Source organism: Microcoleus sp. AS-A8 (genome assembly GCA_039962225.1).
In the GTDB taxonomy this organism is placed as follows: domain Bacteria; phylum Cyanobacteriota; class Cyanobacteriia; order Cyanobacteriales; family Coleofasciculaceae; genus Allocoleopsis.
This window is the reverse complement of the sequence record JAMPKV010000032.1, coordinates 17,729-39,476: the sequence shown is the minus strand read 5'-3', so window position 1 is coordinate 39,476 and position 21,748 is coordinate 17,729. Positions and strand designations below refer to the sequence as shown.

The 21,748-nt window shown below is 47.4% G+C and carries 29 protein-coding genes; 18 read left to right on the top strand and 11 right to left on the bottom strand.

The features are described 5' to 3' along the window. Window positions 1-127: 127 nt before the first annotated feature. The 3 genes from NDI48_28905 to NDI48_28895 all read right to left on the bottom strand — a co-directional run bounded on the left by NDI48_28905 (window position 128) and on the right by NDI48_28895 (window position 1,006). Window positions 128-340: a hypothetical protein gene (locus NDI48_28905; GenBank protein ID MEP0835184.1), complete on the bottom strand. Its 213-nt coding sequence runs from the start codon at window positions 338-340 to the stop codon at window positions 128-130. A gap of 118 nt (window positions 341-458) precedes the next feature. Further along, window positions 459-734, bottom strand: coding sequence for a hypothetical protein (locus NDI48_28900; protein ID MEP0835183.1), 276 nt, complete (start codon window positions 732-734; stop codon window positions 459-461). A gap of 35 nt (window positions 735-769) precedes the next feature. Continuing rightward, complete coding sequence (locus NDI48_28895; GenBank protein MEP0835182.1) at window positions 770-1,006, bottom strand: hypothetical protein; 237 nt, start codon at window positions 1,004-1,006, stop codon at window positions 770-772. A 368-nt stretch (window positions 1,007-1,374) separates the two neighbouring features. On the opposite strand from NDI48_28895, the gene NDI48_28890 reads away from it, so the two are divergent. Continuing rightward, entirely contained in the window at window positions 1,375-2,649 is a 1,275-nt protein-coding gene (locus tag NDI48_28890; protein ID MEP0835181.1) for a hypothetical protein, read from the top strand. A gap of 542 nt (window positions 2,650-3,191) precedes the next feature. Here the strand turns inward: NDI48_28890 and NDI48_28885 are convergent. From NDI48_28885 to NDI48_28855, 7 genes are all read right to left on the bottom strand, one after another. After that, on the bottom strand, window positions 3,192-3,368 hold the full coding sequence (locus NDI48_28885; GenBank protein MEP0835180.1) for a hypothetical protein: 177 nt from the start codon (window positions 3,366-3,368) through the stop codon (window positions 3,192-3,194). Next, window positions 3,369-3,647 (bottom strand): hypothetical protein, encoded by a 279-nt coding sequence (locus NDI48_28880; GenBank protein MEP0835179.1) that lies wholly within the window; start codon window positions 3,645-3,647, stop codon window positions 3,369-3,371. A gap of 400 nt (window positions 3,648-4,047) precedes the next feature. Beyond that, complete coding sequence (locus NDI48_28875) at window positions 4,048-4,233, bottom strand: hypothetical protein (protein MEP0835178.1); 186 nt, start codon at window positions 4,231-4,233, stop codon at window positions 4,048-4,050. A gap of 194 nt (window positions 4,234-4,427) precedes the next feature. After that, complete coding sequence (locus tag NDI48_28870) at window positions 4,428-7,358, bottom strand: YfjI family protein (GenBank protein ID MEP0835177.1); 2,931 nt, start codon at window positions 7,356-7,358, stop codon at window positions 4,428-4,430. Window positions 7,359-7,676: 318 nt separating this feature from the next. Beyond that, window positions 7,677-8,654, bottom strand: coding sequence for a hypothetical protein (locus tag NDI48_28865; GenBank protein ID MEP0835176.1), 978 nt, complete (start codon window positions 8,652-8,654; stop codon window positions 7,677-7,679). Between the two features lie 378 nt (window positions 8,655-9,032). Then, complete coding sequence (locus NDI48_28860) at window positions 9,033-9,206, bottom strand: hypothetical protein (GenBank protein ID MEP0835175.1); 174 nt, start codon at window positions 9,204-9,206, stop codon at window positions 9,033-9,035. Next, window positions 9,203-9,427, bottom strand: coding sequence for a hypothetical protein (locus NDI48_28855; GenBank protein MEP0835174.1), 225 nt, complete (start codon window positions 9,425-9,427; stop codon window positions 9,203-9,205). Before NDI48_28855 ends, NDI48_28860 begins: the two co-directional genes overlap by 4 nt. Before the next feature lie 263 nt (window positions 9,428-9,690). Here NDI48_28855 and NDI48_28850 point away from each other — a divergent pair, with 263 nt between their 5' ends. The 14 genes from NDI48_28850 to NDI48_28785 all read left to right on the top strand — a co-directional run bounded on the left by NDI48_28850 (window position 9,691) and on the right by NDI48_28785 (window position 17,281). Further along, a complete protein-coding gene (locus NDI48_28850; GenBank protein ID MEP0835173.1) occupies window positions 9,691-10,746 on the top strand; it encodes a ParM/StbA family protein in 1,056 nt (351 codons plus the stop codon). Further along, a complete protein-coding gene (locus NDI48_28845; GenBank protein MEP0835172.1) occupies window positions 10,739-11,017 on the top strand; it encodes a hypothetical protein in 279 nt (92 codons plus the stop codon). The genes NDI48_28850 and NDI48_28845 overlap by 8 nt, the downstream gene beginning before the upstream one ends. A gap of 149 nt (window positions 11,018-11,166) precedes the next feature. Then, the gene (locus NDI48_28840; protein MEP0835171.1) at window positions 11,167-11,451 is read left to right on the top strand and encodes a hypothetical protein; all 285 of its coding nucleotides are present in this window, start codon (window positions 11,167-11,169) and stop codon (window positions 11,449-11,451) included. After that, on the top strand, window positions 11,448-11,696 hold the full coding sequence (locus tag NDI48_28835; protein MEP0835170.1) for a hypothetical protein: 249 nt from the start codon (window positions 11,448-11,450) through the stop codon (window positions 11,694-11,696). Before NDI48_28840 ends, NDI48_28835 begins: the two co-directional genes overlap by 4 nt. After that, a complete protein-coding gene (locus tag NDI48_28830) occupies window positions 11,693-11,878 on the top strand; it encodes a hypothetical protein (GenBank protein ID MEP0835169.1) in 186 nt (61 codons plus the stop codon). The genes NDI48_28835 and NDI48_28830 overlap by 4 nt, the downstream gene beginning before the upstream one ends. A gap of 3 nt (window positions 11,879-11,881) precedes the next feature. Further along, window positions 11,882-12,097, top strand: coding sequence for a hypothetical protein (locus tag NDI48_28825; protein MEP0835168.1), 216 nt, complete (start codon window positions 11,882-11,884; stop codon window positions 12,095-12,097). Window positions 12,098-12,120: 23 nt separating this feature from the next. Continuing rightward, window positions 12,121-12,465: a hypothetical protein gene (locus NDI48_28820; protein ID MEP0835167.1), complete on the top strand. Its 345-nt coding sequence runs from the start codon at window positions 12,121-12,123 to the stop codon at window positions 12,463-12,465. After that, window positions 12,466-12,711 carry a hypothetical protein gene (locus NDI48_28815; GenBank protein ID MEP0835166.1) on the top strand — a complete coding sequence of 82 codons (246 nt, stop codon included), beginning with the start codon at window positions 12,466-12,468 and terminating at the stop codon, window positions 12,709-12,711. Beyond that, window positions 12,712-13,002 carry a hypothetical protein gene (locus NDI48_28810; protein MEP0835165.1) on the top strand — a complete coding sequence of 97 codons (291 nt, stop codon included), beginning with the start codon at window positions 12,712-12,714 and terminating at the stop codon, window positions 13,000-13,002. Window positions 13,003-13,052: 50 nt separating this feature from the next. Next, the gene (locus tag NDI48_28805) at window positions 13,053-13,496 is read left to right on the top strand and encodes a hypothetical protein (GenBank protein MEP0835164.1); all 444 of its coding nucleotides are present in this window, start codon (window positions 13,053-13,055) and stop codon (window positions 13,494-13,496) included. An 18-nt stretch (window positions 13,497-13,514) separates the two neighbouring features. Next, complete coding sequence (locus NDI48_28800) at window positions 13,515-14,234, top strand: hypothetical protein (protein ID MEP0835163.1); 720 nt, start codon at window positions 13,515-13,517, stop codon at window positions 14,232-14,234. Window positions 14,235-14,309: 75 nt separating this feature from the next. Further along, a complete protein-coding gene (locus tag NDI48_28795) occupies window positions 14,310-16,340 on the top strand; it encodes a hypothetical protein (GenBank protein ID MEP0835162.1) in 2,031 nt (676 codons plus the stop codon). Window positions 16,341-16,425: 85 nt separating this feature from the next. Beyond that, window positions 16,426-16,983 (top strand): hypothetical protein, encoded by a 558-nt coding sequence (locus NDI48_28790; protein MEP0835161.1) that lies wholly within the window; start codon window positions 16,426-16,428, stop codon window positions 16,981-16,983. Then, entirely contained in the window at window positions 16,973-17,281 is a 309-nt protein-coding gene (locus tag NDI48_28785) for a helix-turn-helix domain-containing protein (GenBank protein ID MEP0835160.1), read from the top strand. The genes NDI48_28790 and NDI48_28785 overlap by 11 nt, the downstream gene beginning before the upstream one ends. 580 nt (window positions 17,282-17,861) lie before the next feature. Here NDI48_28785 and NDI48_28780 read toward each other — a convergent pair. Next, the gene (locus NDI48_28780; protein ID MEP0835159.1) at window positions 17,862-18,131 is read right to left on the bottom strand and encodes a hypothetical protein; all 270 of its coding nucleotides are present in this window, start codon (window positions 18,129-18,131) and stop codon (window positions 17,862-17,864) included. Between the two features lie 182 nt (window positions 18,132-18,313). Here NDI48_28780 and NDI48_28775 point away from each other — a divergent pair, with 182 nt between their 5' ends. The 3 genes from NDI48_28775 to NDI48_28765 are packed head-to-tail and all read left to right on the top strand — an operon-like array spanning window position 18,314 to window position 21,419. Further along, a complete protein-coding gene (locus tag NDI48_28775; protein ID MEP0835158.1) occupies window positions 18,314-19,387 on the top strand; it encodes a helix-turn-helix domain-containing protein in 1,074 nt (357 codons plus the stop codon). Then, a complete protein-coding gene (locus NDI48_28770; GenBank protein ID MEP0835157.1) occupies window positions 19,375-20,286 on the top strand; it encodes a MoxR family ATPase in 912 nt (303 codons plus the stop codon). Before NDI48_28775 ends, NDI48_28770 begins: the two co-directional genes overlap by 13 nt. After that, complete coding sequence (locus tag NDI48_28765; protein ID MEP0835156.1) at window positions 20,283-21,419, top strand: VWA domain-containing protein; 1,137 nt, start codon at window positions 20,283-20,285, stop codon at window positions 21,417-21,419. The genes NDI48_28770 and NDI48_28765 overlap by 4 nt, the downstream gene beginning before the upstream one ends. Window positions 21,420-21,748 lie beyond the last annotated feature (329 nt).

Below are 21,748 nucleotides of genomic sequence, written 5' to 3'. Positions count from 1 at the left end.
GTTCTCGTGTGTCTTTTTAACAACCTTTTTTGGATACTGTCTCCACCTAGCTCTTGGCTAACCCTTTTTGGCTGAAAACCCCAGTTCCCTTAATTAGGACAGACAAAAGGTGTTAGAGCTATCTGCACTACAGAAGAACCTTGCCAACAACTACGCCGCCTACAGCAATTAGGCAAACGCCAGCCAGCATCCCCATGCCAATGACAGAACCAATTGCTGCTAGTGCAGAGGTGATACCAGCAGCGCTTATTCCAGCAACTCCAAGTAGATTAATTACTGTACCAACACCAGTCACAACTGCGATACTTACCAAACCTAATCCTGCAATCTCTAAAATCATATCCACGCCAACCTTTCAGATTTCCAGTTCAATTTGTATTCAGCAGCTAGCTTTTACTAAGCAGTAAAATACTTAGGTTTACTGTTGATTGCGATCGCAATCATGATCGATTAACTAATTACTTATTACCGCCCGTCAACCAGTTCCATGCATGGTAAACAGCAACACCACCAGCTACTGCTCCTGCGACAGGCGCTGCTGCTGTCATAGCGATTCCCGCCGCCATGCCACCACCAACTACCGAGCCAATTGCAGCTAAGCCGGAAGTCATTCCCGCTGCACTCAAACCAGCTACACTTCCAGCAGCGGAAACCGCTCCAAGAGCTGCTGCGCTGCCTGCGACAGTACCACTAACAATACCTGTTCCAGCCGCTAAGACTTCTTCTGGTTTCATGTTCTTATTTCCTACCTTTGCAAAAGTAATTGGACTTAATTTTGTGGACTATTGAAACACTCCCAAGCTTTGCAGAATCCAAAGCCAAGCAAACCGCCAGCAGCCACAAGACCTGCAACTGGTAATGCGACGGTAGTTGTTGTAGTAAACCCCAGTACGCCCAGGATTCCGGGAGCCGTAGAGGTAATTGTAGCTACTGTTACTGAGCCTGTACCTGCGGCTGAAGCCGTGCCTACAATAGCCACTAAAGCCTTTGCGTCATCCTCTGACATGGTTATCCTTTTGTGAAAATTACTTTGCTGGTAGCTTCATCCCCAGAACCTCAAAGTATGTAGTGCGGTCTGGCTGAGGTTTGTGTGTCACTTATTATCCTCCCCTACTGGAATGTAAAGTAGGTTTGTAAAAGTACGAAATTGTATGAAGAGTTTGTGATCGCATCTACAGCCCACACCGGTTCTGCAATAGCAGCAAAAGCTTTGCGCTAGATGACGGATGCCATGCAGATGCTTGCAGGGGTAATCAAAATGCATCAAATGCCCTAAATGTAAGGTTTTGACAAAGATTGGGAATTGTTTAGCTGATTACCCTGATAGCCGAGTTTTATTCGGAAAGGTTGATTGGCGTATTTTTGCCAAAACCTATGAACACGGTAACAACAACGTTTACCTTGCCTGCGTGGATTGCTCAGGGGTTAGCAACCGGAGCTTATGAGAGAGTCGGTGGTGTCATTCGAGAAGCGGGAACAAAACAAGTTGTTTCTTGGTTGCGAGAGACTGGCACAAGTAATCTTCCGAGTTTTCCTGGTCTTCTAGGATTCTCAGGGCTTCCTTTGCCATCTGATCCGGTTACTGGTGCGCTTAATTTAGTTGTTCAAAGTTTAAATACGGGAGTTTTACTGAAGGGATTTGGTGACGTAAAGACACGCCTATCCGCACTCGGAAAACAGATAGAAGCAGTTGAGCGCAGTGTGCAGGAGGTTAAAGGAGTTTTGCAAGTAACTTCTGCTGTTAGTGCGTTGAATCTTGGTGTGTCAGTGATGGGTTTTGCTGTGATAAACCAGCGTCTTGACGAACTAGAAAAACGCCTAGCAAAAACAGAGGAGCTCCTTAATAAAATCGACAAGAAAATTGACTTAGCTCACTACGCTAACTTTAAAGCAGCGCTGGGTTTGGCTACAAATGCCTTCACAATGAGCAAGCGCGAGAATCGAGACAATATGGCAACTCAAGCCATCAATCGCTTCCTAGAAGCTGAGCATATTTACAGTGACTATGCAAATAAAGAACTAAAACAAGGCAGTCAGCTTGCTGATGAGTACCTTCTAACACTATCGCTAGCTTATATGGCTGAGGTACGCTGCCATTTAGAGTTGAATGAGATTGATACAGCACTTTGTCGCCTTCAAGAAGCAGAAAGAGTCATTGGTTCTCTTACTAAAAAATACGTCGAACTTCTTCTCACTTCTAATCCAGCAGCTTACCTACAACCTCAATTCAAAGGTCAGATTGACTTGCGCCGATTAACCCAGGTTCACCAATGGATTGAACCCACTCTGGATGAAAACGCTGTGTTTGAGATGCATCGCGAGAGCTTAGTCAAGCTGGTGCAAGACCCAGGTAAGTGGATAGAATCGCTACCAGCATCAATTTGGGATGCTCAAGTAGACTGGGTAGGCAAAGCCTTCTGGGATGATCCAAAACCACAGATTTTTTCGCGACTCCCCAGAGTTATGGCAGCAATGGAGTCTATGATTGAAACTCACAGACGTTTGGAATCCTATCAATGGGAACTGCAAGCGATCGCACAACTCGGAATCAGCTTCCATGAATGGCTTCAACTAACTCCTTCAGAGCCAAAACCAGATGAAGCGAAGTTGATGTATGTTATTCCGTCAGAACCAATTTCAGCAGCCTGATGCTTGTTGTTTAGGCAAGAAGTAGATTTCAATCAATGTTCAATAGGCTCTACAGCGGGAGAGTTCTGTTACAACAAGCAGCCTTATACTTACCGTTACACAATCTTGAAAGGCACAAACCCTATTTACTGGGAATAGGTTCACACTTCACGCCCTCGAACGATCGCAAGCGAGAGGGAGAGTCGGCTATCCCAAAAAACGCCCCCGAATCGTCTAAGTTGAATATTAAACTTAGACATTTGTTGTCATTGACTTTAACATAGGGGAGAATTATATTTTTGGGTCGATCGCCTTGATCGCACCCCCCTTACACCCTTGATTTTCTGATGGGTTTCTGATGGGTTTCTGATGGGTTTCTGATCGGTTTTTTGATGGTTTGACAAACAGACGTAGCTCACCTAAAACTAAGCAATTCCGGCGAGACGAGTTTCGCTAGGCACTTTTGCTGCGCGTTTTTAGGCGCGACTGAGGAAAGGCGATCGCACATAGATCCTAATCTCCTGCCCCGCCATCAACCGACGATCCACATCAAACGCCGTCTGCTACAGTGACAAACTCAACTGCTGATGCTGCGGTGTAGCTTCATCATCATCCACAAAATTTGGATCGACAATCATCATGATTTCTGCTCTCATCCGCCGTAGCTCAGTAGCGTAGTAGCCTGTGAAGTACGCGCCAGATGTTACGGGCACGCGATCGCCCTCTGAAGGCGGAAACAATCAAACCTTAATGTTTTCGTTTGGTGTCTGCGAAGCGTCACCAATTTGAACCTTTGCATTTTGCCCAGTAACAGTAGATTCGGTTTTGGTCGTCTGGGCTAGACCCGCCGCACCGGCGATCGCTGTTCCTGCTAGTCCAAGACCAGCTGCCGACTGACTCTCACTCAGTTTAGTGGGTTGCATCAAAACAATTACACCAAACAGTCCACCAATAGTTGCTAAAAATAACGGGGTACAAGCGCGAATTACCTCAGGATTCATCTCTTTCGGGATTGTCAATTTTTGTAGAAGTTCAGCTTTTAGTTCGCTGTATCTACTTATCCACCTGAGCTCTGAAATTTACGCAAGAGTATCAAGCACTCGATACTCTTCCAGCAAGGGGTGGTGGGTAAGTTCGATAATTCTAGCTACCGCCGATTTTCCCCTAAATCCCAAAACTTCTTCAAAAAGTACCCTCATAGGTACCCCTATCCCCTCTGCTCAGCAGTTTAGCAACGCCAAGAGCCACACATTATTTCTTCCGGAGATAGATTCCCTAACTGCGAATAACAGAAGAAGTAGATGCACCCTGATGACTGCCTTCGCCGCCAGGTGAGGGCTTTTTGTTTTCCATATTCCCTCACTGCACAATAGTAGTAAGTTCCGCTCACCCGTCAAGGATAAGTGGCGATTTATGTTGTCATGCCTGCCTTAAAATCTCCAGGAACTCCCGCACCACTTCGTCTGGATGTTGAAAACAGCAGATCGCATCATAATGCTCGACAACACGAATGCCGTGAACCCTGAACAAGCGATCGCGTTCATGGTCATGCACTGTCCGAGAAGGAGGATGCCACGACTCACCAAGGAGTTCTTCAACATCCATAGGCTTTTTGGTAGATGCACCAAAGAACTCCCTACTCTATTGCGTACCCCAGATGACTGAGGGGAGGTTCATACCCCTCGGTCATTAATCCGCTCTAACGTCCTCACCCTACTCCGCAAACTGACTATTTTTACAAATGACCCTGGTTTTACACCAATTCATCAACGCCATTCAGCCAAAGGAGAATGATCGCATCATGGCGTCACCTCAAAATCACCAGCCTTTAGCACTAGTGGCAGCTCACGGTTGCGCCTTTGCGCCTGCCTTTGACTCGACACATCCCACGTAACAAAAAATTCGCCATTCTTTGAGATGGCAGATAACTCACCAGAGTACTCGCCGCTGTACCGGATTCGCTTTCCTACTTTCCCTTCTGTTTTATGGGGCTGCTGCTGTTGATCCTGATTATTCAATTGAAGCACCCATTCTTTTATTTGATTGTGTTTGTCCGCCGATAGCCGCTTGCTAGCCTTGCTCATCACGGAGGGTGTGAAGCCATTTGTACTCCTGAGTTCGGCAAGCATTTCTTTGCTGCTACAAAATTCCAGTATTTCCGCTAGGTCTGCGATAGCTTCCTCCGATTCCAGCAACTCAGGACAACTCAGGACAGTCCCAGGGCAGTTGTCCTGAGTCTTGTCCTGAGCTGGAATGCACACTGTTGTTGAGTTACGAGACTCGCTTACGAACTCAGGACAACTCAGGACATCAAAATTCGGGGCAGCATCCTTTATTTCATTTCCAGTTGTGTGGACATCTACCAGATTTCTTTGTGCAACAGCAAAACTGTCCTGAGTGTCCTGAGTTTCTACCGATGATTGCTGAACACAAAGACTGGAAGCACTTCCAGTGCTTTTTAGGGTGTCCTGAGTTTGTCCTGAGTTGCCCTGAGTTTGTCCTGAGTAATTTACAACAAAAGACTGAACACAAAGACTGGAGGCACTTGTCGTATTTGGGGGGTTGTCCTGAGTTTGTCCTGAGTTTGTCCTGAGTTTGTACACTGGTGGCGAATCATTGTCTTGATAGATCGACCACATCAGTTTTGTACCCTCACCCCTGGTCTGACCAAAGCCGGAAGCTTCTAATTCTCGGAAGTGCCTGCGAATGTCATCAGCGGTGAATTGTTTTTTGATTTGGCGATCTATATCGCGCATGTCTGCTGCCTTGAGCCAGCCCTTACGTTCAGACAGTTGGATGATTTTTGTATGAATGGCAGCGATCTCTCCATTGGCTGCATCACCTTCTGAGTGAATGAGTTTTACTTGCCCGATGTGATGTTTGGCCAACTTGATCGCTGCCACCATTGTCTGTTCGTCAATCTCTGAATCGGGAGTAGAGCCTTCATGGACGCAGCCATTAAAACAGTGCAGCAATAACGCCAAAACTCCGGTATCACCTTTCATCTTGGCGAAAACTGCTCTCATACCCTGGCGAGACTCACTCATTTTCAATTGGTCGAGTTCGTTGTACCATCTGCGATAGACTTTCTTAGCTGGCGGCGAGAGAGTGTAAGTGGTAGCCGGAAGATTCTTGAGACGCTTGTAAATACCTTTGAGTAGGCCAGTGACATCAAAAGGAATGGCGTCATCGGGATAAGGAGCCGGCTGAACTTGCATTACTGTCCAAAGGAAACGCGCCCATTGCCCGTTAGCGTCGGTAAAGTCGCCCATCATTTGACGCAGGATTAAAGGCTGCAAGGAGCCAGTGATGCTGTAGGCTGATTGGTCAACTACCAACCGCTTCCCAGAGGCGCGGTTCACTTTAAAACCTGTGCCATCCCGTCCTGAGAGAATTTTCTCCCCGTCCGCGCCCCGTCCGCTCTTGTATTGCCCTTGAGACTTGAACAAGGCGGGTAATTCATCAAACCACCCCAAGAACCCCCTGTTAGGCTGCTGACTTTGAATTAATGCGATCGCCTCACTGGTGGCATCCGTGGTGTAGTATTCATGGGGCACAGGCTGCTCTGGTGCTGGCTGATCATTGTCCTTGACCTTTTTCCACTCAGATAGCTCTTGCTGGTACTGCGAGAGCCGCTCTTTGTACTCAATTTCTGCTTCAGCTTGTAGCGCGAATAGCGGTTTGAGTACAGTTTTCTGTGCAGGGGTTTTTCCTCCGCCAGACTCACACACAAGGCCTGCGTAGATAACGGGTAAAGCATAATGATCGGTGGCTTTTATTAACTCTAGGCGAGTGCCAACCTCCAACAAGGAGCCGATTACCGGATAAAGAGTGGTGAGCATGGCAACTGGAGTTGTGCCCATCCATCCTGCTACCCGCTCTAGTGGGCAAGCAACTGCTGAATCGAGATAGTCTTGCAGCTCAAGTTGAGACTTCCCGATTTTCAACAGGTTTTCAACTTCTGCTTTACGCTCGGTGCGAGATTCCTCTAGATCGGCTTCGCCCAACCTTTCGTAATAAAACTTCCGGAGTTCGCCGATGTAGTATTGGCTTACAGCGGCGAGACGATTAAGCTGCCCTGTCAAATAAGAGCCGGTCGCACCAAGGGCTATCAGTTCGTCGATTTTTTCCGTCACCTGCTCAAGGGTAAGTTCCCCAGAACTGGGGGAACCCGCAATCTTACCATCGGGTAAGGCTAAAGCCTCTTCCAGCTTTGCTCGGATACCATTCAAATAATCTTTGTGCCACCTATAATCATTCATTCCAGCTCTTCTGCCCAAAATATCTAAGGCAATCATACGCTCTGGTGAATCCGGCTCCGACTTGATTGTGTGTTCGGCGATCGCAACTGCGTCTTCCAGATCTAAAGGCACTTCCTTTCTGGATTTAAGCCAATCCCTATAGGGAAGCGCGCCCAGCATAAACATTGGTGCTGCGCTAATTCCAACCCCTGCGAGTAAATTTTCGATCGCACTTTCGAGCTGGTAAACCTTGATTTCAGCCCCAACAGAAATTAGCTTTTGAGCCAATTTGCGAATTTCAAGCTCATTTTTTAGCGCGATAAAGTGCTCACCGGGCTTCACATCAGACACATGGTTTGCAACATAAAAGCATTCTGACAAACACCTCGCGGCGATCGGCTCGGACACCCAGAGGCAGGGTCTCGGTTCAAACGTTGTAACTGTCGCTTGATTCGTGATACCATTATCACAGTTGAAGATTTCTTTCATTGTAGAGCTTCTCCTAGTTGGGTGACGGGGGGAAGCCCTGCTGCTTTTTTTGCTTTCCAAAGTCAGCCTTAATAGGCTAACGTTGAAATATCATTTAATATGACTCCGGTTGTCCGGTGTCTTTTGCCGTGCTGTTGAAGCAGCAGGTTTTCAGGCATGGGCAGCAGGGGCAACCGTTTTTTTGCGGTTTAAGGGGCGGCTTAAGGCGATCGCTTCAGGAACATAATTGCCGTTAAGCTTCCTCTGGTGTGTCCTTGACTGTTTTTAGGATGAGGCTAAAAAGCTTTTCAGTCCATAACGTCTAAGTGCAAAGTTTTGTTAAGCTCGCCAGCCGTTATTGATTCCGATCCTTTTAGCTCCATCGATCCAAATTTCACTGATCTGTCCTTGTCGCCTCAATTCTGGTTTGCAAGCTGCGTCTTGCTGTAGTTTGCAAATCCCTCTCATGATTTCGTCATGTATCGCCACCCGGACTTGGAAGAACTCGTCTGTTTCTGCAAGTCCGCGAGATACATCAATCAATCGCGTAAGCCAGGTATTAGGTTGCGAGTGTTTTTCTTTGAGTCTGGCCAGCTCTGTTCTGTCTTTTTGGCTAAGGAAACCTTTGTAACTGCGATGTGCTAGCTTCGCCAGTTTTTTAAGCTCCTTGACGTGGTGCTCATAGCGAGGCTTCAGGATATTGGAAAATTCACCATTGATTTCACTTGCGATAATCTCTTCCAGTAATTGGCGGGGCGACTCGAAAGACCACTCCAGCTTGTTGAATGCTGCCTTGATGCGTCGATCCTTAAGGTGGATTAATTTCCACAGGTTTTCGTAGAAATCTACGGTTAGCCAGCAAGAATCGTGATAATACTGGTCAATTTCCCCCTCTTCTAATGGCCTGAGGAGCGGATTATCCACTGAGCCGCGTCCGGCCATGAAGCACTTGGCTATCCAGATACACTCGTTTTTCCACTCCGCCCAACGGTAGATCTGATCGAGTTGGGTGAGATCTTGAATAAAATTTGCATTGGGTAACTCAGAAATAAATTTGGCTATTCTTTCTCTGTCCGAGGCTTCAGGGGCATTATTAACCACTGGAGTCCAGAATATCCAGCCTTTAATTTTGCAGCGACCGCGCAACAATTGATCTTGAAGCGGAGCCAACACAATGTGTGTGTTACCGCAGTCTTTTCTGGCAACTGGCTGTAAATTGCCATCCGTATCACTAAAGATGGCATTTAATTGTGAAAAATCAATCCAGAGATTAAAGCGTATTCCGTGATCGCCTATTTTTGCCATTTCAATTTCCATTGGAATCTCCTACTAAATCTGTTGGTTGTTCCTTACTTCAATAAATATTTTTCATGTAGCAAGAAACAAGGGAATAGTTTTGCCGCGATCGCCATGCCATCAATTTTAAATATTTAACACTGGGAGATTTCTGAAATCTGTGACGGCGATCGCATTATATCTGAAATTTGAGTGACGTGATCGCACATTTTCTGCTCCTATAATCTGCGCTAATGGTATTGGCGCGATCGCCGACGTTATATCAATTTTGTCTAAATTTAATATTCAACTTAGACGCGATTTGACAATAAGATAGGGGAGAATTAGCTGATAGCTTGAGCGCCAATCAATTTTGTAGGAAAGGGGAGGGATGCGATCGCACTGGGTTAATTGAGTGCATCACGACTTCCCCCGATTACCTGAAAGGTATAAGGCCACATACCGATGCGCTGATTCAGGGTCACGCAATGCAAGAGACTCAGCCACAGACCGCACGTCAGGCGGTAAAGCCTGAAGCTGGGTTTCAAAGCTGGGCTTGGGAGTCACTCTGTAAACACCTGGTGTCTCTGTCATTCCCCGCCTCCTGTCTTCTTCCCCCTACTTTTGCTCCCAGGTTCGAGGGGTGGGCTTTCTGGTGCCGATGGTTGTTGCTGCTTCCAGGCTGCGATCGCTTCCAAGACAATCTTCTCTACTAAGTTGCTTACACTCCGCCTTTCCTGCTCAGCCCATTGCTGTAAATCATTTTTTGCTTCGTCGTCACATAAAAACATCACTCTGTTTTTGTTGGTAGGCATTTATATAGGTTCAACACTGTGTCTCTAGTTTAAGTAAACCGTAGAACCGTCGCACACTAAGCGATTGAATAGGTCTGGTGTTGAACTATTCAACAAAGTTATTGACGGTGTTGAACTTAATCGCTACTATAACAAACATAGACGCACAAAGGACAGAGGCAAGCGTAAAACGCACACAAGCGGACACCAGTACTAAATGGTTGCAAATCGTTCCCAACGCGCCCTAAGCCCAGAAACTGCAAGGCATCTAGCCAATTTGAACCATGAAAATGCAAGAACACTTAGAGACGCTAAACGGACAGGCGTACCCTTCAAGCTACGGCTACATGTATCCTCAAAACTCCCAGATACGACCATACGTGGTTTTTGATGGTGGAAACCGCTTCATCAAGTGGATCGACCCAGAAAACCAGGTCAAAATCATCCCTTCGTGTATCAAGGAAGTGTCCGAATATCAATGGAAGCGGTTACGTCCCGACCCTGAAACAGTGCTTTTAGAGGTTGATGGCAAACGTTACGTTGTTGGTAAGCTGGCACAAGACTTAGGTGGTGAACCTACTTTTCAAAAAGACAAATGTGAACTGGCTTCGATTCTCGCCCTAGTCGCAATTGAGCCGAATCCAGATTCCAACACAGTCCACATCTCAAAATTGGCGATCGCACTGCCAAACAGCCTCAACGATGACGATGTGGCAGCGGTCAAACGGCTGGAGAACTACCCTTTGACCAAAGAGTTCAAGCGCAACAATCAGGACATCTGTTACACCGTTGCAACAGTTGAACCCTTAGACGAGACACTACCTGCGTTTCTCTACGGTCAAAGCCAAGGATTCTTCAGCTTCCCAGATGTGAAAAATGCCGTTTGGGACATCGGGGGTGGAACAGCGATCGCCAGAATTTACCTTCCCAATGGCACCCTGATTCATGATGCAGAAGTGATTCTCCCCGGAACCAAGGCATTAGCCCAGCAGGTAGCCGTTGAGATGAAAGAGGTGTTTAACCTCGATTTCAGCCCCAACCTAGCAGACATCATGGACGCCATTCAAAAGGGCGATTGTGTCTACGGAACTGACCGACTCGACTTTTTTGGCATCTATCAAAACGCTTGCGAGAAGTGGGTGGAGGCAGCACGGGCTGAAATCCGTTCCAAGTGGACACAACATTTACCCCAGTTAGGCGAGGTTTTGGTGGTTGGCGGCAGTGCAAACCTGGCTGCACCCATTTGTGAAGCATCAGGCGATCGCTTCCGGATTGCACCTGAACCCCAACTGTTCAACCTCGTGGCAATGGCAAATTTAGCAGGCAAGACCAATGGCTAATCAAACACGGGTTGTCCTGGATGAAACAGAACGCCCCAAAGCCGAACAAATCCTTGAATTAACAGGTATCAAAACCTTTTCTCAGTTATTTAGCATTCTCCTCGTCAATTATGGCGACCACTTGGTTAGCGCACTCAAAGCTACTCCAATAGCACCGCCGCCACCAGTGGTGATGCCATTACAGCAACCTACACAGCCTAAGCAGTTACCAAGCATTCAACCATCACAGACCGCACAGCCTAAGCAATTCAGACCAATGGGCGGACTCTAAGAAAACTCAATAGACATCTCCGATAATTAACCTGAAATCCTTGCGGCACAGTAGCTGAAACTTAATTTCCGGAGAAGTCTAATAGCGATCGCCTATTCCCCCACCGGGAACTACGGCATTGCATGGATGCAATCATCAGGTACTTAACGATGACCCTAGACTTTAACGACAACTTTGAAATCATTGCCCTCAACGGCGTTACGGGCGACTGTTTAACGTCAGACGATGTTGACCAAAACAATTGGTCGCAGCGACTCAAGGAAAATCCGCCTGAGCCAGAACTCACACCCGAACAGGTGGAAGCGCTACGGCAGGAACACGAAGGCTTTTTGACGCAACTTGAGGCGTTAGCGGTTCAGGCGATCGCTAAGGGGTACTGGGACGAAGTGTACGACCACATTACCTGCAACGCCCCCGAAACGGAGGACTCATGACCCAAACCACAGACGACGTACTTCCTATCCTTTACCTCCCCACTTCAACGCCTGAATTTGAGCGAGGCATCTGGGGGGCAGTGATTGACCAACAACGTGATTGGGACGAAACCGAGCAGGAGTACCTCCGCCGCAACGACGGAATACGCGATAGTTTGGCGGATTGGGCCAACTTCATGCAAGGAGGTCTTTGGACTGACGCGAACCTTAAATTTATAACCCCTTACTTAAAGGAGATCGAATGACCGACCAACGCTTATCTCAAAAGAACTGGCGAACTGACGCCCAAGGGGATTCACCACCGTACCCCCGACAACCCTGGTACTTTCCCTTTAAGTCCGAAGCGGCGTGCCGTGAGTGCGCTTCAACGGGCGACGTAGTAGCGTTACGGATCGTTAACGCCCACGACGCAGGGTTAAAGGGGTAAACGATGACGATTTTCAAACACGAGGCGACCCAACAAGTTATTGACGTTTCGGAGGTAAAACCTAACGTCTTTGACGTACTCGGAACCCTAATGGAACGCAGCCTCCTCAACACCTGTGGTTGGGGGGAATGCGCCGACGACCCCGGATATCGAGGAATGCCAGAAGCCAGCGCCGACGAAATGGAGAATCCCAGCGCTGGCCTGAACCTAAGACCCTAAACGAATCCAAGGACTAATCAATCATGACAACTTTTAGCTCATCCGCCAAACCTTTACCTTTCTACGCCGATGGAGAACCTCCCTTGGAGGAACTTGTGGACAAGTTTGGCTCAAGACTCGAAGCCTTAGCCCCCCACGATAAACTCATCCTCCTAGCTTCGATCGCTACTAACCTCGCGTTTCACGATACTGACGAAACGGGAGAGGAGTGGAGCCTCAATGACACGTACAACGAACTACCCTCCGCCCCCATCGCTAACGAACTACTCCACACGTTAGCCTCAATCGACAACCTTCAACGGGATAGCCTCTTGGGGTTATGCGAAGCGCTCGTGGCTCAAATCCGCTACTCCAAGGAGGTACGTTAAATGTCCAGAGTTAACGTCCCAGCCTCTACGCTACACCGTGCGATCGCCGCAATCGCAGAGTACCTCGAAGACGAGTTTTCGGCTGAACTATTTTCGTTCATGGATGGGGGTACCACCTTAGACCTTTGCTCCGAAGCGTTAAACCAGTGCCGTCAAGACCCTCACTGGCAGGCGTTAGCCAAAAACTACGAAGCGTTAGGAGGTTCCATCTCGTGCCCCGACGATAACGAGTGGGAGGTAGCGTAGATGCTCGAATACGATTACCGCGTTTCAGAGGACTCTGACGAACTTTACCCCCCGTACTCTGGACATGAGTTTTTAGCCACCCACAACGCCATTGACGAACACGAATACGCCTTAGCATTTGGTCAGTTCCTAGCACTAGGACTCGACGCCGATATCGCAAATATCTTGGCGTTTGGGGAGAACCGTTTCGACTTAATCAGCGACGACTTGGACAACCTCCTAAGGCAACAGGCGTTTGAAGTTTACGATCGCCTATGCGAAATGGGTTATTGGTGCATTGAAAGCGAATAACGCTACCTTCGCCCCTGGCGTTGCTGGGGGCATCGAAAGGACTTTTAACGATGACCACTCGTCCCAACAAATACCAAAAGCAAGCCACCCTTGGAATCGTAGGTTTACTATTTGTCGCCTCCCCGTTTTTCCTTAAACTTCCTTTTCAGTTCGCTTCGTTTTCCGCATCAACTCAACTCGAAAACGAAACGGCTTTAAGTATTGCTCAAGTAGCGCAAAGTGAGGAGCTTGAACGTACCCGAATCGCTCAACGAAAGGAGACGGCGGACAAACTCAAAGAAACAGGCGTATTGCCTTCTGGGGACAAACTAAAAATCCGCGACTACTACGATAACTCGAAGTGGAATCCCAAACCCAACGTAACAGGTTTCTTAGCAGACGAAATCATTTACGTTTACGATTCGGCAGGCGCATGTATCGGCAAAATTCAAAACCGTAAGTGGCTTTGGAAACACTTTTACGCCAACGTCTGCGTTAACGCTCCAGTACAGTAACGAGAGGACTCTCAACACATGGATTCAAAAGTTAGCCCTAATCCAAAGTCAACCACAAATCAAGGCGAAGAAACGCCCGAATACCAACACAAATCGTGGAGTGACGGTGCAGAAATCTTAGCCCGTTGGGTTGTGGATTTAATCGCTATTCCCGTATCGTTTATCGCCGCGTTTCTGTTTCAGTTCCTCGACCGCACAGGGTCAGGACGAAAGGTTTTAGGCGCATTGGGTTTTTGGATTGGAACCTTACTGAGTACCGATGGGATATGGCAAACGTTCTTCCAAGGCGTTCCCTTGTTCCCTTGGCTTGAGGCGAATTGGATAGGCTGGACGGGGTGGTTAATTCTTCCGTTAAACCCCCTATTTTGGATTTCCTTAGCTATTAGCGCCCTAATCCAAACCCAAGAGGCGAAAACGTTAAGAGGTAAACCCCCGTCAGAGGCGAAAAAGGAGTTTGAAGACGCCAAACAGTACACGTTACCTGAGAAGCCCAAAAACACCATTGACTTAACACGAGCGCTATGGGGTCAATACAAACGCGCCGGGATGAGAGAACGTAATTCAGGTGGACTAATGGCGTTGTTTTTCTGGGGGTTTGATATCGTCACAACGTTTGTTAGCCGATGGCCTTTCAAGTATACGAATCCCGCTATGATCCTCGCGTGTTTTGTGTATAACGTAGGGACTATGGTAGCTGGCGAAATGGGCTACCACATCTGGAAGCACTCGAAAGAATAACCCGAATTAGGGGTTCTAAACGCTAATTTTTTACCCCTGCCGTATCACTACGCAGGGGTTTTAAAAGGAGAAGTTATGAACGCAGAAGGCAACATTTTAATCCCAACGTTAACGACATCCGAAACTCAACGCTTACGCAGTGATTACCCCTCAATTGAGCACCTGGAAGCAGGTAACGTAGCGGCTTGGTTAGTCGAGAGGCAGGAACAGTTACTTGTGAGGGCTAAGGACGAACGCACGGGTATGAATCTCGCCAAACTTTTAACGTTAGCGGGAGGCGCTGTGGGAACCATCTGTTACGCCACTTCACCCCTTGCTCCCATCGGGGCGTTGATTGCAGGTGTGGGGTATGTGTGGGCGGTGGCTCAAGACCTTAACGATTCTCATCAGTTTGCCCCCGTACCTTTCGTTAGGGGTAATTTCGTTGAGTTCCTTTCAGCGATGGGGGACTCAAACGCGAGAGAGGAATGGTTTGGGAACTCTAACGAACTGGTGGACTTAATGTTTCACCTTGACCCCTTTGAGCGCTACGAGTTGTGCATGTTGAAGGAACACGCCCACGTATTGAGCGAGTACCTTACGCAAGTAGAGTCAGGAAAAAGATTTTATGCGTACCGTTGGCTCTATGACTGGTTCGTTAATCTCAAAGGGACTTTCCCCAGCCGTGAACAGTTAACGTCACACCTTACGCACGTAACCCCAGACCCGCGTATAGATTCCCGTATCGTCGAAGCTATTCGTGAAGCACAAACCCCACAACGCTCTTGTCTAGGAATACCGCCAACGCCCGTTGCTGAACTTCCCCAAACCCCGATTGCTACGTTACCTCAAACGAGAACCGTTAACTTTAACGAAGAGCGGGAAACGGAGACTCTCGCCGGAGAAACGCCAGCGGTGGAAGTTAAAGCTCAAAACATCACTGTTAATTTTTTTGACTTTACGCGGCTACGCACCGAACCTGATAAGTTTGCTCACCTTCGCCTCATTGGGGGCACGGGGGTAGGAAAGACCACGTTCGTTGACTGGCTACTAGATACTTTAGGCGGCGATCGCTTTGTTATTACTCCCAAGAAGAAGTCCTGGAACTGGGTCGGGTTAAAAGTTTACGGATTATGGTTTGATTACGCAACGATTCGCGCCAAACTGCGATGGATTCACGCCGAGATGTATCGACGTTATCCCCTAATGGCAGCGGGTCAGACGTTTGAAATTACCAATTTTGTAGTAGACGAATGGAGACTGATTAACACTAACGTCAAGGCGATTAAGGAACGCGATCCAGAGACGAAACAAACTATTGAAATCGCTCCTTCTGCTAAGGCAATGATGAAGGATATCATCACTGTCGCCCGTGAATCGGCGTTAAGACTTATTGCGTTAGCGCAAGGTGAAAATGTAGCGTCATGGGGGTTTGAAGGCGAGTCGGATTTGGAGGAATGTTTTACCGATATTAGGTTAGGAGAGTTTGCCATTAATTATGCTAAATCACTCCGGAATCAGTGCCGCAAGGATAGTGACGATTACGAGTACTGGACAGCCGTTTTAAGCGAACTAGAACGGCAAAACCAACAACGCACTCGTGAAGGTAAATCGATTCCTTGTTGCATGGTGGGGAAGTTTCCAGCACAAATGCCAGACTTAACAGATTGGAAGCGTAACGTAAGCGATAGTGATTATGACGAAACTTTTTCAACCAAACTAATAGAAACTAACCCTTCCACTCCTCCTTCCGAGGAAGCCACCCAAGCGGTGCGGAAGGCTCCCCCTGAGGATGCGGAAGAAGGCTGGAAGGCTGATGGAATCTTGATGGAAACCTTTTTAGCCCGAATCGAGTCAGCCTCTTCGGAAGCTTCCTCCTCTGCTTCCATACCCCTGTTCGACGGCTTAGAGCGAGACGGGAAGCTTCTCATGCTCCGGCTGTTATTGGTGAAAAATTTGGGCAAAGAAAAGACAATTCTACTGGCATGGGGATTGAAATCTGGCGGCAGAAGCCATGACAAATACAAATTAGCTTCCCAATTGCTAGACGCGATGATTGGAGAATTATCAGAGCTTGGCTTTAAGGAAGAAAACAACTGGGGAGTAGCCAAAGAATCAGAATCCTGAGCCATTGAGAATTTTATCCGGTTCCCAAGTTTTTCTAAAACTTAACCATGTATTTTTTGTATCCTTTTCGAGGAAATCTAAAACCATGTTGAATGTTGTCCACTCAATAGACAAAAATTTGATTGAACAAAAAGCTTATCAGCAAGCATTATCGGATTTTGGTTTTGAGGAATTATTGGAGAAAATTACCAATTATTCGGATGCTGATTTTGATGCAGAACAGATGAATTTAGAGCCGGAAGAGGTAGAAACTTTAACAACAATCCTCATCCAGCATTGGAGCAATAGCCTCAACGGAAAACTGCTAGGTGGATTTTTAAATGCTATTCGTCATGGGAATTCTGAGATATTGTCAGATTCCATGAGCCAAGAAATTCAATTACCCGATTCAGGGTTGCCAAATAATTTTCCCGATGTAGAAATGCCTCATTACTCGGAAGGAAAAACGGTTCGGTGGTTCTCCGCGATCGAAAACTCAGATTGGGGAATTATTCTTGGACGATTCTATGCTTATGCTCCGCATCGTTGCTGCTGGGCTTGGAAATACGTTGTCCTGTTGGATAAAAATTCACCCAGTGAGGAGTGGTGTGTTGCGGATGTCGCTTGGGAAAATGACCTAGTGGAGGTGAATAATGGTAAATAATCGTCCTCTAACTCTAAGCGAACGAGAGTTAGAACTGATCGAGTTATATGGCTACTGCTCCCTAGGAATGAGTCCGCAGAAATTTCGTACCAAATGGCCAGTGACATACGAACAGATTGCCTTTATTTGTGAGCGCTCCACTAAGACTGTCAGCTTATGGTTTGCGAGAGGAGACAAGTATCGCCGTCCTGCCAAAGACGATTTGCGTCACCTGGCGATAATGGATTTCATGTTGGAACATTTTGACGAGATTCCACTTGAACTTAGAAACTTACTGTGTCCACTCAAGCGAGACTGATAAGGTAAAGTTGCCAAAAAGTAAATCTCCAGCCTGAATTTACGCTAGCCAATCTTTTTTTATTGTGAGAGCAGTCAGTTTTGTCTTTAAAAATCTCTAGTTAGCTGTTAAGTTATTGAGATTTTATTGAGCTTCACTCACTTAACTCCTTGAGGGTTACTCTCTAACGCAAGCCTCTTAGGCTGTTTGTACATCGCACACCCCAAAAACAAAGCCCTTGGTGTTGGTTCCAGGGGCTTTGTTTTTGTTCCAGTTGGAGGAATTGGTGGATATAAAGGCTGGCTGAGGATTTGTTGCGGAGACGGCGGGAAAGGCGATCGCCAAAATGACCCGAAGACTTGCCTATTTTCCCTCAGTGATTGCATCCGGTTAGTTTTTGTAAACTGCCCCCTTCTCGGATAACTATCGCTTGCGTTCGCACTACACTTTGTTGTAACCAGAGATTTGTTCAACTCAGGACAGAGATCTTGTAAGGGATTTTTCAGGAGATCACGGTTAGTACAAAATTGCACTAACCGTCAGGAGTGCCCTGAGTCGAGCGGATGCGATCATCTCAACTACGGAAAGCACACCTCCCTAGTTAATCAAGAAGGCGTGATTTGTTATCCAATAGCTTGGTTTCAGGCGGAGTTGCGATTGAGGGATGTTCTTTGACATCAGGGAATTGCTCTGTTGCCTCAAATATATTTGTGTCTGGCTGGTCTTCTTGGTTGTTGTCGTCTTCGTCCTCGATTAGATAGTACACAGCTCCTAAAGCAACCACTACTGCTAGCACTGGGGCATACTGGGGAAAGGTAATAAAAATCGCGATGATTTCCAGGATTGTTTTGATTGCCTCTAGGGTTTCCATGATTGACTTCCTTGTGAATTCGACAATTTCATCTTCTAAAGAGGCTGTCTGAGCAGGTGTCAGATCTATGTCTGATGTTTCTTCCTACAAAAGCCCGACAAAAATCCGACACGAGGAGAGTGACTGTCAGAAAATGAGTTATGCCGCGCTCGCTTAGGGTTGCCTCACACTACATTGAAAAAGTGAAATCAGCCCTTCCGCGCAATCGCTTTGGACGGCAGCAAGACTTGGCTGAACGCTTGGGAATATCCAGAGATACCCTCAACAGATTTCTCAATGGAAAACCTGTTAAATACCTGAATTTTTTGGAAATTTGCGAGAAACTAGGGCTGAACCTGGAAGAAATTGCCGATTTTGGGACTCAAGAGAGCGAGAGTTCAGAGCCATCTGCTGGGGTTAATTCTCTCCAAGAGCGACTGTTTGGTTATGCAGGACTCTCTGACACTCAGTTCACTTCTGATGAGGTGGAGGTGGAATCTTTACCAGTCCAAACATCTCCTTTTCTTTTTGAGCAAATTCTCCAGATTGACTTTAGAGAGCAGTCTCGGCTATTCAAACAAGTTATTCAATCACATCGAACCGCAGGGTTTCTGATTCACGGTGAGCCTTGCTGTGGACAGCAATTTTTGGTTAATCGGCTATTGCGATTAAAGCAGGGGTGGCAGAATCAGTCTCCAATCAAAATTGATGTGAGCTATAGCGGCGTGGGAAGGAGTATTCCTAACTTATGGCGAGAACTCACGCCTTGGTTTAGTCTGCCGAGAGATGCTAGACCAAGCGAGATTATGGATCGGGTTTGCGATCGCTGGCAGACTCAGGATGTCATTTTTATTTTTTACACGGTGGACTATATGCTGCCTGGAATGCTTTCGGCATGGCTTCAGGAGTTCTGGGAACCGCTTATGGCAAGGGCAACAGAAAATATGCCCAAATGCGAAACGCATCTGTTGATGTTTCTGGTTGATAATTGCGGCAGCGTTTGTCAATCAAATGTCAGGTTAGCAGAACAATGCGAACATTCGGAGTATCCCCGCCTACCCCTGCGCTTGCCGCCAGCTAGTCCGTTTCCACTGGATGCACTCGATGAGTGGATAGACAATCTGAGTATATCGAGTCAAGTTCAGATACCTGCTGGGTTGACTTCCCGAATCCTGTTAGAAAGGTCAAGTAACGGTGTTCCCCAATATGTCTATGAAGAAATTTGCAGGCATTGCGGTCTTAGTTGGGAAGGAGGATTGGCAAAATGGTTAATTTAGCAACCCCACTTGCTGCCAGTGGCAAGCAGTTCTACACTGGCAAGCCAATCTCGCAGAAAGAGTGTGAAAAGGACGGACTTGCTCCTTATTTGCCATCGAAAGAACTGGTTAATGCAGTCAACCTAGCTATCTTTTTGGAGAAACGCCCTTTGTTGCTTAAGGGTGAGCCTGGATGCGGTAAAACGCGGTTAGCTCAAGCTGTCGCTCATGAGCTAGGTTTGCCTTATGAGCCTTGGTATATCAAATCTACAACACGGGCAAAAGACGGTCTTTACTCCTATGATGCCGTTCGTCGCCTACACGATGCTCAACTGACTCGGACGGGTAAACAGAGCAAATCTCAAGTTGATAATTTAGACAATTACATCAAAATGGGTGCGTTGGGGCGTGCTTTTAAAAATGAACAGCGCACGGTGGTGCTAATTGATGAAATTGATAAGGCTGATATTGATTTTCCTAACGATTTGTTGCGGGAGCTTGACGAACAGAGATTTACGATTGATGAAACGGGAGAGGAAGTAAAGGCGAAATACCCACCAATCGTGTTTGTTACTAGCAATGATGAGAAAGATTTACCGGATGCTTTTCTGCGTCGTTGTCTGTTTCATTACATTGAATTTCCCTCGTATAAACAGTTAATTGATATTGTTAATGCTCACTTTCCGGCATCGCCAACCGATTTGTTTGAGGCAGCAGTGGAGCGATTTGCAGAATTGCGATCGCAAATGGAAAAAAACAAATCAGGCAAGAAACCCAGTACCAGTGAGTTACTCGATTGGTTTGCGGTGCTGCGGCAATTTCCTCAAGATGAGGTGTTAAAGCAACTTCAGGGAGAACTCCCCTTCCCAGAGGTATTGCTGAAAAAATGGGAAGATCATCTGCGGTATCTTAAAGCATGAAGCCTGAGGAACTGCCACTGCTAGAGAATTTTAACAGCTTGCGTCAGCGGCATGGTTTGCCGTTGGGGGTTGATGAGTATCTGGCGGTGGTGCGAGCGCTCCAAGCTGGCTTTGGGGTGGAGAGTCGTCAGGAATTAGAACAGTTGTGCTGTACGTTGTGGGCCAAGTCTAATGATGAGAGTCGCCTGATTCGACGGCTGTTCGAGCAGATGTGGAAGCAAATAGATGCAACACCGAGTCATTTTCTGCAAGGTAGCTACCGCCGTGAGACGGCAATTCATCCAATCACAGATGTTGATGTAATTATTAGCACCAAAAGTGACCACTCCTCAGAATCCACTTCTTCCTCTGAACTAGAGGAACCCCCAAGTCTGACGTTGGAGATGGATGAACCCGTGCAGGTAGTTCAGGCGGTGCGGCACAGCCGTAGGGACAGCGAACTCAAACGCCCCCGCTATAGCCTCCGGAGTGAGTATTTCCCCGTTACCAAGCGACAGATGAAGCAAAGTTGGCGTTACTTACGTCGTCCGATGCGGGAAGGGGCGGCAAGGGAGTTAGATGTCGAGGCAACAGTGAAAAAGATGGGGCGTGAGGGCTTTTTGCTCGAACCTGTGCTGCTGCCACCCCGTACTAATCGGACTGATTTGGTGCTAATGATTGACCAGGAAGGCTCGATGGTGCCGTTTCACTCGCTGTCGCGGCAGTTAGTAGAAACGGCTGAACGGGGTGGACGGCTGAGACAAACCCGTGTTTTTTACTTTCACGATTACGCTGATGAGTACTTGTATCGTCATCCGACGCTGCTGAATGCCCAGCCGATTGATGAGGTGTTGGCGGAGATGGGAGAACGGGCAGTGGTGTTGATTGTCAGCGATGCGGGTGCAGCACGGGGGAATTTTGACTTGGAACGGGTGAAGTGGACTCAGGAATGGATTGAACGGTTGCAGCAGTCGGTGCGTTACACAGCTTGGCTGAACCCAATGCCAAATGAAAGTTGGCTGCATACGACGGCGGGGGAAATAGCCCGTTTTGTGCCGATGTTTGAGATGAGCCGTCAGGGGATGAATGAGGCGATTAATGTGTTGCGAGGTCGATATGTGTCTTGGGAGAAGATGTATTCATGGCTGATATGATAGCTCCCTCGAACCAAGAACGGACAATGCGAGCAGCTGTGGATAGGATTGTCGGGTTTGCCAAGCAATTTGATGAGGCACACCTGAATCTGGCTTGTCATGCAGCGTTTCCCCTGGTACTTACCCCTGATTTGCTCTACAAAATTTGGGCGCACTTTGCCCCACAAGCACCTTGGACTGCGGTGGCGCGGGTGCTGCTGTCGCGTCTGTGTCGGCAGGTGGGCTATGAGATGTATGAGATGGATATTGCGGTTCGTAATCTGTTGCTCAAAGAACTGAAGGAGCAGTTTGGGGGGGAGCGATTGGACGAACTGGCTGGGTTTTTGATG

Excerpts from the sequence above, each read along its gene's own strand:
- NDI48_28830 (MEP0835169.1), top strand. The coding sequence starts at position 11,693 with ATGACCGACCAACGCTTATCTCAAAAGAACTGGCGAACTGACGCCCAA.
- NDI48_28800 (MEP0835163.1), top strand. The coding sequence starts at position 13,515 with ATGGATTCAAAAGTTAGCCCTAATCCAAAGTCAACCACAAATCAAGGC.
- NDI48_28785 (MEP0835160.1), top strand. The coding sequence starts at position 16,973 with ATGGTAAATAATCGTCCTCTAACTCTAAGCGAACGAGAGTTAGAACTG.
- NDI48_28835 (MEP0835170.1), top strand. The coding sequence starts at position 11,448 with ATGACCCAAACCACAGACGACGTACTTCCTATCCTTTACCTCCCCACT.
- NDI48_28845 (MEP0835172.1), top strand. The coding sequence starts at position 10,739 with ATGGCTAATCAAACACGGGTTGTCCTGGATGAAACAGAACGCCCCAAA.
- NDI48_28870 (MEP0835177.1), bottom strand. The coding sequence starts at position 7,358 with ATGAAAGAAATCTTCAACTGTGATAATGGTATCACGAATCAAGCGACA.
- NDI48_28890 (MEP0835181.1), top strand. The coding sequence starts at position 1,375 with ATGAACACGGTAACAACAACGTTTACCTTGCCTGCGTGGATTGCTCAG.
- NDI48_28895 (MEP0835182.1), bottom strand. The coding sequence starts at position 1,006 with ATGTCAGAGGATGACGCAAAGGCTTTAGTGGCTATTGTAGGCACGGCT.
- NDI48_28815 (MEP0835166.1), top strand. The coding sequence starts at position 12,466 with ATGTCCAGAGTTAACGTCCCAGCCTCTACGCTACACCGTGCGATCGCC.
- NDI48_28805 (MEP0835164.1), top strand. The coding sequence starts at position 13,053 with ATGACCACTCGTCCCAACAAATACCAAAAGCAAGCCACCCTTGGAATC.
- NDI48_28840 (MEP0835171.1), top strand. The coding sequence starts at position 11,167 with ATGACCCTAGACTTTAACGACAACTTTGAAATCATTGCCCTCAACGGC.
- NDI48_28850 (MEP0835173.1), top strand. The coding sequence starts at position 9,691 with ATGAAAATGCAAGAACACTTAGAGACGCTAAACGGACAGGCGTACCCT.
- NDI48_28810 (MEP0835165.1), top strand. The coding sequence starts at position 12,712 with ATGCTCGAATACGATTACCGCGTTTCAGAGGACTCTGACGAACTTTAC.
- NDI48_28905 (MEP0835184.1), bottom strand. The coding sequence starts at position 340 with ATGATTTTAGAGATTGCAGGATTAGGTTTGGTAAGTATCGCAGTTGTG.
- NDI48_28875 (MEP0835178.1), bottom strand. The coding sequence starts at position 4,233 with ATGGATGTTGAAGAACTCCTTGGTGAGTCGTGGCATCCTCCTTCTCGG.
- NDI48_28855 (MEP0835174.1), bottom strand. The coding sequence starts at position 9,427 with ATGCCTACCAACAAAAACAGAGTGATGTTTTTATGTGACGACGAAGCA.
- NDI48_28825 (MEP0835168.1), top strand. The coding sequence starts at position 11,882 with ATGACGATTTTCAAACACGAGGCGACCCAACAAGTTATTGACGTTTCG.
- NDI48_28820 (MEP0835167.1), top strand. The coding sequence starts at position 12,121 with ATGACAACTTTTAGCTCATCCGCCAAACCTTTACCTTTCTACGCCGAT.
- NDI48_28770 (MEP0835157.1), top strand. The coding sequence starts at position 19,375 with ATGGTTAATTTAGCAACCCCACTTGCTGCCAGTGGCAAGCAGTTCTAC.
- NDI48_28900 (MEP0835183.1), bottom strand. The coding sequence starts at position 734 with ATGAAACCAGAAGAAGTCTTAGCGGCTGGAACAGGTATTGTTAGTGGT.
- NDI48_28865 (MEP0835176.1), bottom strand. The coding sequence starts at position 8,654 with ATGGAAATTGAAATGGCAAAAATAGGCGATCACGGAATACGCTTTAAT.
- NDI48_28780 (MEP0835159.1), bottom strand. The coding sequence starts at position 18,131 with ATGGAAACCCTAGAGGCAATCAAAACAATCCTGGAAATCATCGCGATT.
- NDI48_28790 (MEP0835161.1), top strand. The coding sequence starts at position 16,426 with ATGTTGAATGTTGTCCACTCAATAGACAAAAATTTGATTGAACAAAAA.
- NDI48_28860 (MEP0835175.1), bottom strand. The coding sequence starts at position 9,206 with ATGACAGAGACACCAGGTGTTTACAGAGTGACTCCCAAGCCCAGCTTT.
- NDI48_28765 (MEP0835156.1), top strand. The coding sequence starts at position 20,283 with ATGAAGCCTGAGGAACTGCCACTGCTAGAGAATTTTAACAGCTTGCGT.
- NDI48_28795 (MEP0835162.1), top strand. The coding sequence starts at position 14,310 with ATGAACGCAGAAGGCAACATTTTAATCCCAACGTTAACGACATCCGAA.